The sequence below is a fragment of the Flavobacterium sp. CSZ genome (genome assembly GCF_015350725.1).
In the GTDB taxonomy this organism is placed as follows: Bacteria; Bacteroidota; Bacteroidia; order Flavobacteriales; family Flavobacteriaceae; genus Flavobacterium.
Genome location: NZ_JADKPQ010000011.1, coordinates 189,523 through 200,752, shown reverse-complemented (window position 1 = coordinate 200,752; position 11,230 = coordinate 189,523). Strand labels below are relative to the sequence as shown.

The 11,230-nt window shown below is 34.6% G+C and carries 13 protein-coding genes; 6 read left to right on the top strand and 7 right to left on the bottom strand.

The window, feature by feature from the left end; translation table 11 throughout:
* Positions 1-67: 67 nt before the first annotated feature.
* From IRZ78_RS14635 to idi, 5 genes are read right to left on the bottom strand one after another with little or no spacing between them, the layout of a single operon-like run.
* Entirely contained in the window at positions 68-334 is a 267-nt protein-coding gene (locus IRZ78_RS14635; protein WP_026982865.1) for a hypothetical protein, read from the bottom strand.
* A gap of 56 nt (positions 335-390) precedes the next feature.
* Positions 391-1,359: a type I phosphomannose isomerase catalytic subunit gene (locus IRZ78_RS14630; protein WP_194617239.1), complete on the bottom strand. Its 969-nt coding sequence runs from the start codon at positions 1,357-1,359 to the stop codon at positions 391-393.
* Between the two features lie 55 nt (positions 1,360-1,414).
* A complete protein-coding gene (locus tag IRZ78_RS14625) occupies positions 1,415-1,873 on the bottom strand; it encodes a peroxiredoxin (protein WP_194617238.1) in 459 nt (152 codons plus the stop codon).
* A gap of 3 nt (positions 1,874-1,876) precedes the next feature.
* Positions 1,877-2,287: a 6-carboxytetrahydropterin synthase gene (locus IRZ78_RS14620; protein WP_194617237.1), complete on the bottom strand. Its 411-nt coding sequence runs from the start codon at positions 2,285-2,287 to the stop codon at positions 1,877-1,879.
* Between the two features lie 21 nt (positions 2,288-2,308).
* Positions 2,309-2,836, bottom strand: a complete 528-nt coding sequence (gene idi, locus IRZ78_RS14615; protein WP_194617236.1) for an isopentenyl-diphosphate Delta-isomerase — start codon at positions 2,834-2,836, stop codon at positions 2,309-2,311.
* A 294-nt stretch (positions 2,837-3,130) separates the two neighbouring features.
* On the opposite strand from idi, the gene msrB reads away from it, so the two are divergent.
* The 5 genes from msrB (at position 3,131) to IRZ78_RS14590 (ending at position 7,773) form a co-directional block, all read left to right on the top strand.
* A complete protein-coding gene (gene msrB, locus IRZ78_RS14610) occupies positions 3,131-3,685 on the top strand; it encodes a peptide-methionine (R)-S-oxide reductase MsrB (protein ID WP_194617235.1) in 555 nt (184 codons plus the stop codon).
* Positions 3,686-3,692: 7 nt separating this feature from the next.
* Positions 3,693-4,310, top strand: a complete 618-nt coding sequence (msrA, locus tag IRZ78_RS14605; protein WP_194617234.1) for a peptide-methionine (S)-S-oxide reductase MsrA — start codon at positions 3,693-3,695, stop codon at positions 4,308-4,310.
* 248 nt (positions 4,311-4,558) lie between these two features.
* Entirely contained in the window at positions 4,559-5,965 is a 1,407-nt protein-coding gene (locus tag IRZ78_RS14600) for an aminopeptidase P N-terminal domain-containing protein (protein WP_194617233.1), read from the top strand.
* 57 nt (positions 5,966-6,022) lie between these two features.
* Complete coding sequence (locus IRZ78_RS14595; RefSeq protein WP_194617232.1) at positions 6,023-6,691, top strand: hypothetical protein; 669 nt, start codon at positions 6,023-6,025, stop codon at positions 6,689-6,691.
* A gap of 122 nt (positions 6,692-6,813) precedes the next feature.
* On the top strand, positions 6,814-7,773 hold the full coding sequence (locus tag IRZ78_RS14590) for a quinone oxidoreductase (protein ID WP_194617231.1): 960 nt from the start codon (positions 6,814-6,816) through the stop codon (positions 7,771-7,773).
* A gap of 326 nt (positions 7,774-8,099) precedes the next feature.
* Here the strand turns inward: IRZ78_RS14590 and IRZ78_RS14585 are convergent, their stop codons facing one another.
* The gene (locus IRZ78_RS14585) at positions 8,100-9,191 is read right to left on the bottom strand and encodes a hypothetical protein (RefSeq protein WP_194617230.1); all 1,092 of its coding nucleotides are present in this window, start codon (positions 9,189-9,191) and stop codon (positions 8,100-8,102) included.
* Between the two features lie 8 nt (positions 9,192-9,199).
* A complete protein-coding gene (locus IRZ78_RS14580) occupies positions 9,200-10,759 on the bottom strand; it encodes an FAD-dependent protein (RefSeq protein WP_194617229.1) in 1,560 nt (519 codons plus the stop codon).
* A gap of 203 nt (positions 10,760-10,962) precedes the next feature.
* Between IRZ78_RS14580 and IRZ78_RS14575 the strand changes: the two genes are divergently transcribed.
* Positions 10,963-11,202 (top strand): hypothetical protein, encoded by a 240-nt coding sequence (locus tag IRZ78_RS14575; RefSeq protein ID WP_194617228.1) that lies wholly within the window; start codon positions 10,963-10,965, stop codon positions 11,200-11,202.
* The last annotated feature ends 28 nt before the right edge of the window (positions 11,203-11,230 follow it).

The window sequence follows — 11,230 nt, the reverse complement described above, 5'->3', positions numbered from 1 at the left end:
GGTGCAAATATAAAGCGGTTTTTCGTTTTACCAAAATAAATTTGCACTTTTTTTATACTTTTTTTGCTTACAATTCGTTGATTTTAGCAATCAATTGATTAGCAGTTTCTTCCAATTCAACATTGATTTGTTTGAAGTGTGCTTTTTTGTTTTCAACGTTCTTAGCATTCACTTTTGTGATCAAAGTATCAAAAGCTGCGATAGCCTGATCGATCAAAGCATTCGTTTCCGGAGTTGGATTTCCTGTTGTAGACATTTCGAATAAGTAAATTGCCTCAATAATATCTCCTAATACGAAGTTGATGTCTTTTTTTAAATTTTTAACGTTTGCCATTTTTATTTTATTTTAATTTGCGACTGCAAAAGTACATATAATCTTTCTATTAAGTGCTATGAAATGTAAATTTCTAAAATAGAAGCTTTTCCGCTTAAAATAAATGCATTTATCTCAGCGGGAACCAAAACGGTATCTCCTTTTATATAGGTTTGCCTGAATCCTTCAAATTCAATTTTAAAACTTCCTTCGATACACATATAAACGGTAAAAGTTTCTCCTGATTTAGCAACTTCAACTTTATTTTCTAACGCAATAAAATTGGTGGTAAAATAAGGACAATCAACCACTACATTTGATGTATTGACTTTTGTCTCATATTTCTTTTGTGTATGTACCTTATTATAGTTGATAGCATCAAGCGCTAGATCTACATGAAGCTCTCTTGTATTTCCCTGAGCATCTTTTCGATCAAAATCATACAAACGATAAGTAATATCAGATGTTTGCTGAATTTCGGCTACTACTAATCCTGCACCAATGGCATGAACAGTTCCGGTTTCAAGAAAGAAAACATCTCCCGATTTTGCTTTTACGTCATCTAAAATCGATACTAATGTTTTATCCTCTAAATGTTTCAGATATTCCTCTTTGCTTGAATCTTCTTTAAAACCAACGATGATTCTCGCATCGGCATCAGCCTGCATTACATACCACATTTCGGTTTTACCAAAAGAGTTATGGCGTTCTTTTGCCAATTTATCGTTTGGATGTACTTGTATCGAAAGGTCTTCGCGGGCATCTAAATATTTAAAAAGCAACGGAAACTGTTTTCCAAATCGTTCATACACTTTTGTTCCCAGAATTTCATTTGGCATTTCATCAATAAGTTCCATCAATGATTTTCCTTTCAAAACTCCGTTAGCAACAACACTAATATCGCCTTCTACGGTTGATAGTTCCCAGCTTTCACCGGTAATTTTAGAAACGATTGGTTTGTTTAAAATTCTTTTCAACTTCTCTCCTCCCCAGATTCTATCTTTTAAAATGGGCTCAAATTGTAAAGGGTATGATTTTAGGTTCATTTTTTAGGGCTACTATTTTTATTAATTTAATATCGGACTGAGATTATTTTTACTTCTATAAGACTAATTCTTTGACAGTTTCAAGTGCTTTTGGAATGTGTTTTCCCGCATTCATACTATCAAAAATCAAAATAACAACACCATTTCTATCAATAACATAGGTTACTCTTCCTGGTAAAAGACCAAATAAGGTATCGCGTACCCCGAAAAGGTGTCGCAGTTTTTTATCCTGATCAGACAAGAGTATAAAAGGCAATTGATGTTTATTGGCAAATTTATGATGTGATTTTACACTATCGCTGCTTATACCAATAACCTCAGCACCAAGATCTTTAAAATCTTCGTACTGATCTCTAAAGCTACAAGCTTCAGTAGTACATCCAGGTGTATTATCTTTTGGGTAAAAATAAATCACAAGAGGCTTTCGACCCAAAACACTTTGGCTTTCAAAAACTTCTCCATGACTATCTTTTGCAGTAAAATTCGGAACTATATCTCCTATTTTTAATGACATTTATTATTCTCCTTTATAAGTTACAAAATTGCGGTCCGTTTCATTCAAAACGATTTCTAGTTCAAAATCGGGCTGAATTCTTTTTCTAATTTTATTCCATATCACAACGGCAATATTTTCAGCAGTTGGATTCAAATCCTGAAATTCCGGAACATCCAGATTCAGGTTTTTGTGATCAAACGGAATTTCTACTTCTTCCAGTATAATATCCGCTAATACTTTCACATCTAAAACAAAACCAGTTTCCGGGTCAATTTTTCCTTTAACACTTACTGTTAAACCATAATTATGACCATGAAAATTGGGATTATTACATTTTCCAAAAACAGCGTTGTTTTTTTCAGATGTCCAATCTTTTCTGTGCAATCGATGTGCAGCATTAAAATGCGCTTTTCTTGATATGGTTACTCTCATTTGGGGGTTGGTTAGTCTGGGTTATAGCTTATGATCTTCTAAATAATGATCAAATTCATCAAAAATTATTTTAAACCAAACTGTATAAATCTCAGGTTGTTTCTGGATATCTGCTTTTACATCTTCGATCTTCATCCATTTCCAGTCTTCAACTTCTTCAGGATTGATGGCCGGATTATCGTTATAATAGCCAATCATAACATGATCTAGTTCATGCTCTGTTAAACCATTATCAAAAGGAGCTTTGTAAATAAAATGAAAGAGTTCTTTCAATTCGGCTTTAAAACCCATTTCTTCAAACAATCTTCTGCCTCCGGCATCAACATTCGTTTCTCCCTCACGCTGATGACTACAACATGTATTGGTCCAGAGTAAAGGCGAGTGATATTTGTGATGAGCACGCTGCTGTAGCATAATTTGGTTTTTATCATTTAAAATAAAAACCGAAAAAGCGCGATGCAGAACTGCTTTTTCATGTGCTTCTAATTTTGGCATTAAGCCAATTTGCTCATCGTTTTGGTTTACTAATATTACGTTTTCTTCTATCATAGGGCTTATTGATCAAACAAAAATACGAAAAAAGAAATGGCTTGAAAATCCTGACAGAGATTGTGAAAAGTTTAACGAGCTGAATATTTTACAAAAAACTGATTCACAATAAAATACACATCATTCAATCGCAAAAATCCTTTAAAAATAAGCCCTAAAAACTAAAACGGAATGTTTTACGTACATAATAAAAGTTAAAACATACTTAAAAAAATCTCAATTGTACAATACACAGGATTTCAGGGCGAAATCTAGTTGTATCTTTGAAATCACAGAATAAAGCACTCAAAAACAATGAAAACAAAAACCCAAATCTTCAGCCTTTGCTTTTTAATTCCGCTTTTTATTTTACAGGCATGCGGACAAAGCGCAAAAAAACAAAATACCAACACAGTAGTTATGGAAAACAAAATCAGCAAACCCGGAAATCCTTATTATTCGAATACAGATACCACCAAACTTAATGTCACGAATGCTGAGTGGAAAAAGGTATTACCCGAAGATGTTTATGATGTAATGCGCAATGCAGATACCGAAAGACCTTTTACCGGAAAATACTGGAATACAGACGAGAAAGGAACGTATTATTGCGCTTCATGCGGCAACTTACTTTTCCGTTCCGGTGCTAAATTTGCCAGCAGCTGCGGATGGCCAAGCTTTTTTGAACAAGACAACAAAAAAAGCGTAGTATATAAAAATGATAATTCTCTGGGGATGGAAAGAATCGAAGCGCTTTGCGGACGTTGCGGCGGACATTTAGGCCATTTATTTGATGACGGACCTGAGCCAACCGGAAAACGTTATTGCATGAATTCGATCGCACTTGACTTTGTTCCTGATTCTAAATAAAACAACGATGAAAAATATATTTCTGATTGCCATTTTTGCATTATCCCTGAATGGATTTGCACAAAATATCAAAACAAAAAGCTCTTCGAACCTTGAAACTATTACCATCGGTGGAGGTTGTTACTGGTGTGTTGAAGCCGTTTATGAAAATTTAGACGGAGTAAAATCGGTAGTTTCGGGTTTCTCAGGAGGAAAAGTAGCCAATCCAACTTATGAAGAAGTTTGCACAGGAACAACCGGTCACGCCGAAGTAGTACAGATAACTTATGACAAAACCAAAACAGATATCAATGAAATTTTTCAGGTTTTCTTTACGGTTCATGATCCAACAACATTAAATCGTCAGGGCGCCGATGTTGGAACCCAATATCGCTCTGTAATTTTTTATAAAAACGCTGAACAAAAAAATGCTGCTGAAAGTATTATTGCAGAATTAAACAAAGCAAAAGTATACAACAGCCCGATTGTGACCAAAGTCGAGCCTTTTAAAGTGTTTTACAAAGCCGAAGATTATCATCAGAATTATTATGCAAACAACAAGAACCAGCCGTATTGTAAAATGGTGATTCAGCCTAAAATAGAAAAATTCGAAAAAGTCTTTAAAGACAAATTAAAAAAGAAATAATTCTCATTTATATTGGTTAATAATAGTTGCCGTCCATTTTCATGGACGGTTTTTTTATGATTTTTTTTTGCCACGACATGAGCCGATAGCGAACAGATGAACTAATTTCACGAATTAGCACTAATTTTTTCTTTTTGTTATCCTCATTATGGTTCGTAAAAATTCGTAAAATTAGTAGCTAACTCTTTTTATAAAATCCATTCATATTTTTTGTAATTTGCAGCCACAAACCAATTAAAAAGCACATAATGAAGCAATTATTTTTCTTCTTTGCCTTATTCTTTACATTTTTTCAAATACATTCTCAGGAGAATTTACCGACAGATTATCTCTCAAAAGAATTTCATAAAGACCGTAGGGAAGCCTTTAGAAATCTCATGCCGGCAAATTCTGTGGCATTAATTTTCTCTTATCCCGAAAGAGTTTTTTCAAAAGACATTAATTATAATTTCCACCAAAACCCTGATTTGTATTATTTATCAGGATATAAAGAACCCGATGCTGTTTTATTACTTTTTAAAGATGTTCAGGGAACCGAAAAATACAATGAAATTCTTTTTGTGAGAGAAAGAAATGCCAGCAAGGAAACCTGGACCGGAAGACGCCTTGGAACCGAAGGCGCAAAATCTAAACTAGGTTTTACAGCGGTTTATAACGGAAAAGATTTTAAAGATTTTGAAATCGATTTTAAAAAATTCGACAAGATCATTTACGATAAAATCCCAACAGATATTGGCAATGACAAAAGCGGATTTGATCTTTATAGCTTATTGGAAAGTTTTAAAACCAAAGCTGCCATCTCAAAAGAAAATGAAGCCTCATCAATAGATCTTTTTACAAACATTACAAACACGCTTCGCGAAATAAAAACTCCCGAAGAAATGAATTTGCTTCGTAAATCGATCAAACTTTCCTGCATTGCACACAACGAAGTCATGAAAGCCATTGGACCCAATATGAGCGAAAACGAAGCCGACGGAATTCACGCGTACGTGCACAAACATTACGGTGCCGAAGGCGAAGGCTACCCGCCAATTGTAGGCGCCGGAGCAAACGGATGCATCCTGCATTACGGAGAAAACAACGCTACAAAAATCGACAATCAATTATTATTGATGGATGCAGGTTCTGAATATCACGGTTATTCTGCCGATGTCACCAGAACAATTCCGGCAAACGGAAAATTTACCGAGGAGCAAAAAGCCATCTACCAATTGGTTTACGAAGCCCAGGAAGAAGTTTTTAAAATCGCCAAACCAGGAACTCCATTTCAGGATTTAAACCAAAAATCCAGAGAAGTAATTGCGGCAGGATTACTCAAACTTGGAATTATTACAGATCCTAAAGATGCCCGAATATATTATCCGCACAGTTGCTCGCACTTTCTGGGTTTAGATGTTCATGACAAAGGAAATTACGCCGGCATTCTAAAAGAAAATATGGTACTTACCGTTGAACCCGGAATCTATATTCCGGCAAATAGCAAATGCGATAAAAAATGGTGGAATATTGGTGTTCGTATTGAAGATGATATCGCCATCACAAAAGACTCGTACGAAAATTTATCCGTAGAATCCCCAAGAAAATGGCAGGATATCGAAAAACTTGCTGCTCAAAAAAGTACTTTCAACGAAATGAAATTTCCTAAGATATAATATAGATCCTATCTGGTGAGTTTCTAGATTCAAAAGCCAAAAAAAATCATTAAACAAATGAAAAAGTATTTATTTTTATTGCTTTTTACAGCATTAGTAGCTTGTAATAATCATAATGAGAAAGCAAAAGGATCCAAAAAATCAATTAATAAACAGAGCGTCAGCCCATCAACAGCAAAAACAAGATTGAGCAATAAGTCTATTTATGATTCAAAATTTATTACAATCAAAAACGTCTTAATCAATGGTCATAAAGTAATATTGTCTAAAGCAGAATTTGAATCGATTTATACTCACATTGATTCTACAAAAACACAGATTTGGGAATGCGGAAGTCCGTTTGATTGGATAGACACAGAATGGATGATTAAAACTTACGGGAAGGAAGATCGAGAAACAGGGATATTTAGCAAATTCAATGGCGAAATAACAACCATATATAGTAAAAATATTGAGTTTGCCACCAATAAACATATTGTATTATTTGATACTGGTTTCGCTGATAATAATTCTTTTAAAATTATTTCACATAATATAACACTGAACAAAAACACTACACTAAATGAATTCAGACACAAATTTCCGAATTCAGAAATGGAAACTACCGAAAATCTAAACGTAGTAAGATTTAGATTTTATTTAAAAGAATTAAATGACGATGCTTTTCTATTTTATTTTAAAGATGGAAAGTTGAATTATTTTACTTTGTGGTGGCTTTTATGCTGAAAAAATAACTCTTAACCATAAATAACATCAAAAATAAGATTGTGTCTTAAAACTAAATTCAATACCTGCTGACAAACATAATTTTCAATTTTACTTAATTTGTTTTCTTAAAATACCTAAAAATGAAAGCACTTACCTTCTCTTCTTTCGGAGATTCAGATGTTTTAAAATATATCGAAATCCCCAATCCGGAATTAAAAAGTGATCAAATTTTAGTCGAAATGAAAGCCATCGGATTAAATTTTGCCGATGTTTACAGACGAAAAGGAAATTATCACCTGAAAGGAAATCCGCCATTTATTGCTGGCTACGAAGGAGCAGGAATTGTAGTCGACGCCAACAATCACTCCGAATATAAAATTGGAGATCGCGTGGCTTTCGCCGATGCGCCTTTTGCCAATGCAGAATTGGTTGCTGTGAATACCAACCATGTTTTGCCGCTGCCCGAAGCCATTTCTTTCGAGACCGCCGCTTCTATCCTATTGCAAGGTTTAACGGCGCATTATCTGGCAACTGATAGTCATAAAACCGCGAAAGGCGAAACGGTTTTAATTCACGCTGTTGCGGGCGGAGTTGGTCAGTTTCTAACACAAATCAGCAAATTATTAGGCGTAAATGTTATTGGTTTAACTTCCTCTGCAGACAAAGCAAAAGTAGCCATCGAACAAGGTGCTGATCACGTTTTTCTATATAATGAAGATTGGAAATCGGCTATTTTTAAAACGATTCCAAAAGGCGTTGATGTCGTTTACGATAGCATTGGAAGCACTCTAAAAGATAGTTTCGAAGTCACCAAAGAATGCGGACAAGTCGTCTTCTTTGGGATGGCGGGTGGCGATCCCGCGCCTGTAGACCCAAGAATGCTAATGGACACTTCAAAAACTTTAACCGGAGGTGATTTATGGAGTTATTTAAATTCTAAAGAAGAACGAATAAAAAGAGCTAGCCAATTATTTACCTGGATAATCGAAGGGAAAATTAAACTTTCAGAACCCACCTCTTTCAAATTATCCGAAGGCAAACTAGCCCACGATTATCTCGAAAGCCGAAAAAGTACCGGAAAAATAATATTGATTCCGTAATTTTTTGCCACGAATTATTTTTCACGCAGATTCTAAAAAAGATTTAAGCTGATGCACGCAGATTTATTTGTATCTGGATTTAAAATCAATTTGCTAAAATAAATAATAATAATAATAATAATCTGGGCGTGCCACGTAAGCTCTCAGTCTCGGTTTTCAGTACAATCTTGTCATCAAGAGGAACGAGGGATCTCCATAAGAAACTCCGCAATCACAATCACTAATCTTTGTAGAACTACTAACAGATCCCTCGTTCGGGACGACAAGATTGTAGGTAATACTTTGCAATGGTCTGCAAAAAAAAATCTTGAATTTGTGGCGATTAATCACAAACTATCCACCTCAATTTTCGTCAATTCAGACAATTGTAAAATTCTGGCAACATCATTTTTATTCGCCACAAAAAACAAATAATTATCTCCGTGAGTATCGTAACTCATTAATTCAAAACCTCTTTTTTCTAAAGCCGATTGAATGTAAGGAAACAAATCATGGCTATAGGTTTCTTCGGGATAATCGAAATTAAGATCTTCGCCAATCATTTCTGAGATAAAATATTCTGCATCTTCAGGATCAAATTTCCAGTCACTGTTCCAGGCATCGATACTTTCGAAAAAATCCCATTGCCCTTTCACGATATCATGATATTCTGTATGACCTTTTTTAAAATTCTTTAAAAGTTTCTTAGATTGCTTTTGAACCAATTTTTCATCTACATCTCCTCTCGAAACCAATTTTATAAACTCTTCAAAAGTTTCCTGTGTAACTTCAACTTCTTCAGGTAATAAACTTTCTGCCGAAGGAAGTTCAATTTCTTTGGGTAATTCAATTTTCACATATTCGCATATCCCCTGCAAAACCTTCTCAAACTCTTTAAAACCTATTTTCTGAGTATCGTTTTTTGGATCCTTTATATCTATAGATTCCGTATCTAATATTCCTTTTGTGTAATCTAGAAAAAAACTATTATTATAGAGCATTCTAAAATCATTAGTTTCTAAACTATTCGTACAACAAAAAAAGACAACGAAATTATGCAAAACATGTTTCAGGTACTTTTTAGCTTCTGGCGTTGGCTCTGTATAAAACTGAATATGAATATAATCGTATTCTAATTCCTGAAGCATTTGCTCTTCTGAAACTGGCCCGATATTGATCTTTTTATAGATTTCGTTTAAAACTTCGTAGGCGTTTTTAAAACCCGCCTTCTTAATTTCATTTTGCGCTTCATCATAATTAAATGAACCTGGAAATGAATATAAATTCACTAAAACAGTATCATGAATTCCTTTTATTTTAAATTCCAACTTATTATTCCCATTATATAAATAAGTATAAATAGCATCAAGAACATCAAAAGAAACAATCGATTTTGGATCGTTATTTCGACCAAATAAATTAGAAAAGAAGTCTTTCATATGATATATTATTTTAAAGTTTCAGCAATCATCAAAGCACATTTTTCGCCATCAATCGCGGCCGATATAATTCCGCCCGCATAACCTGCTCCTTCTCCACACGGATATAAACCTTTTATTTGTAAATGCTCATAAGTAATTGGATCTCTCGGAATACGAACCGGAGAGGAAGTTCTGCTTTCCGGTGCATGCAAAATAGCTTCATTGGTCAAATAACCACGCATCGATTTTCCGAATTCTTTAAATCCTTCGCGTAAAATCTGCGATAAAAATCCGGGAAATACCTGTCCCATTTCTACCGAAGTTGTTCCCGGTACATAAGATGTTTTAGGAATATCTGCCGAAACTTTATTTTGAGTAAAATCGATCATTCGCTGCGCAGGAACTTTTTGAGTTTCCCCTGCCAAATGCCAAGCTTTTTGCTCGATACTTTTTTGAAATTCCATTCCGGCCAAAGCACCAAATTTTGCAAAAGGCTTAAAATCTTCCAATTTCAATTCGATTACAATTCCTGAATTTGCTGTAAGCTGATCACGTTTAGATGGCGACCAGCCGTTTGTAACCACTTCGCCCGGACTTGTAGCACAAGGTGCAATTACACCTCCAGGACACATACAAAATGAGTACATTCCGCGTCCGTTTACTTGTTTTACAATAGAATACGGTGCGGGAGGCAAATTTTCGCCACGATAATCACAACTATATTGAATACTATCAATTAGCTCTTGTGAATGTTCTGCACGAACTCCCAAAGCAAATGGTTTCGCTTCTATAAAAATTTTCTTTTTATCTAATAATTCAAAGATATCACGCGCCGAATGTCCGGTTGCTAAGATCAATTTATTAGCCAGAATCTTGTCACCATTTTGAGTAACGATTCCTTCAACTTCATTATTCTTTACCAAAATATCAGTTACTCGTGTATCAAATAAAACCTGACCACCAAACTCGATGATTTTATTTCGGATATCTTCTATAATTTTAGGCAATTTATTTGTTCCGATATGCGGATGTGCTTCAACCAAAATATCTTCTGACGCTCCAAAAGCTACCAAAAGTTCTAAAATTCGTGTAACATCGCCACGTTTTTTAGAACGTGTATATAATTTTCCGTCAGAATAGGTTCCTGCTCCACCTTCTCCAAAACAGTAATTAGAATCTTCGTTTACCAAATGATCTACGTTGATTGCTTTTAGATCACGACGACGCCCACGAACATCCTTTCCGCGTTCGATTACTATTGGCTTTAAGCCTAATTCTATTAACTGCAAAGCCGCAAAAAGCCCGGCAGGACCTGCACCAACGACAATTACTTCCCGAGCCGAAGAAACATCCTTATATACAGGTAACTCTATTTTAGTTTCCTGAAAAGATTCGCCTTGCAGATAGATAATCACTTTCAGATTGATTTTTATCGCTTTTTGGCGCGCATCAATAGAGCGTTTTAAAATAGAAACATGCTGAATTTCCTTTGGAGAAACCTTTATTTGTTTAGACAAATATTCTTTTAGCAACAATTCGTTTGCAGCTATTTCCGGCGTTACCTGAAGTAAAAGTTCTCTTGGCATTTTGTTTTATTTATTCAATTAGCTTTTCTATTTATGAAAAGAACATGCAAAAATAACATTTTGAACTGACTTTATATAATTATAAAACCATACCTAAAAAAAATCTTAGCATACTTTGGGGTTAATTATGTAGCAACTTTTCGCTTCTTCGTAAAATAGACTTTGTACCTTTGTACCTCTCAACCTTTGCATCTTAAAAAATAATGTCTAGAAAAATAAAATTGATTTGGGATTTTCGTGGCCCAGCTTCGGCAAAAACAGCTGAACATCACGAAATTCATCTAAAAGAATATATCGCCATAGAAAAACTTCCACTAAATATTACAGGTTTTAAAATTGTAAACGATATGCATGCTACCGCTTTTATGGTAGTAACTGATGAAAATATGATTCAGGTAAGAGATGCTTTGAAACCGCATCGTGGGGAAATATATGAGCAATAAAATTCCTATTTTTTAAATTCCAAACTGG

What these genes read in the sequence shown, in the direction of transcription:
- msrB (WP_194617235.1), top strand. Translation starts at nt 3,131, where the DNA reads ATGAAAACAAAAACCCAAATCTTCAGCCTTTGCTTTTTAATTCCGCTT.
- IRZ78_RS14590 (WP_194617231.1), top strand. Translation starts at nt 6,814, where the DNA reads ATGAAAGCACTTACCTTCTCTTCTTTCGGAGATTCAGATGTTTTAAAA.
- msrA (WP_194617234.1), top strand. Translation starts at nt 3,693, where the DNA reads ATGAAAAATATATTTCTGATTGCCATTTTTGCATTATCCCTGAATGGA.
- IRZ78_RS14635 (WP_026982865.1), bottom strand. Translation starts at nt 334, where the DNA reads ATGGCAAACGTTAAAAATTTAAAAAAAGACATCAACTTCGTATTAGGA.
- IRZ78_RS14575 (WP_194617228.1), top strand. Translation starts at nt 10,963, where the DNA reads ATGTCTAGAAAAATAAAATTGATTTGGGATTTTCGTGGCCCAGCTTCG.
- IRZ78_RS14580 (WP_194617229.1), bottom strand. Translation starts at nt 10,759, where the DNA reads ATGCCAAGAGAACTTTTACTTCAGGTAACGCCGGAAATAGCTGCAAAC.
- IRZ78_RS14595 (WP_194617232.1), top strand. Translation starts at nt 6,023, where the DNA reads ATGAAAAAGTATTTATTTTTATTGCTTTTTACAGCATTAGTAGCTTGT.
- IRZ78_RS14620 (WP_194617237.1), bottom strand. Translation starts at nt 2,287, where the DNA reads ATGAGAGTAACCATATCAAGAAAAGCGCATTTTAATGCTGCACATCGA.
- IRZ78_RS14630 (WP_194617239.1), bottom strand. Translation starts at nt 1,359, where the DNA reads ATGAACCTAAAATCATACCCTTTACAATTTGAGCCCATTTTAAAAGAT.
- idi (WP_194617236.1), bottom strand. Translation starts at nt 2,836, where the DNA reads ATGATAGAAGAAAACGTAATATTAGTAAACCAAAACGATGAGCAAATT.
- IRZ78_RS14625 (WP_194617238.1), bottom strand. Translation starts at nt 1,873, where the DNA reads ATGTCATTAAAAATAGGAGATATAGTTCCGAATTTTACTGCAAAAGAT.
- IRZ78_RS14585 (WP_194617230.1), bottom strand. Translation starts at nt 9,191, where the DNA reads ATGAAAGACTTCTTTTCTAATTTATTTGGTCGAAATAACGATCCAAAA.
- IRZ78_RS14600 (WP_194617233.1), top strand. Translation starts at nt 4,559, where the DNA reads ATGAAGCAATTATTTTTCTTCTTTGCCTTATTCTTTACATTTTTTCAA.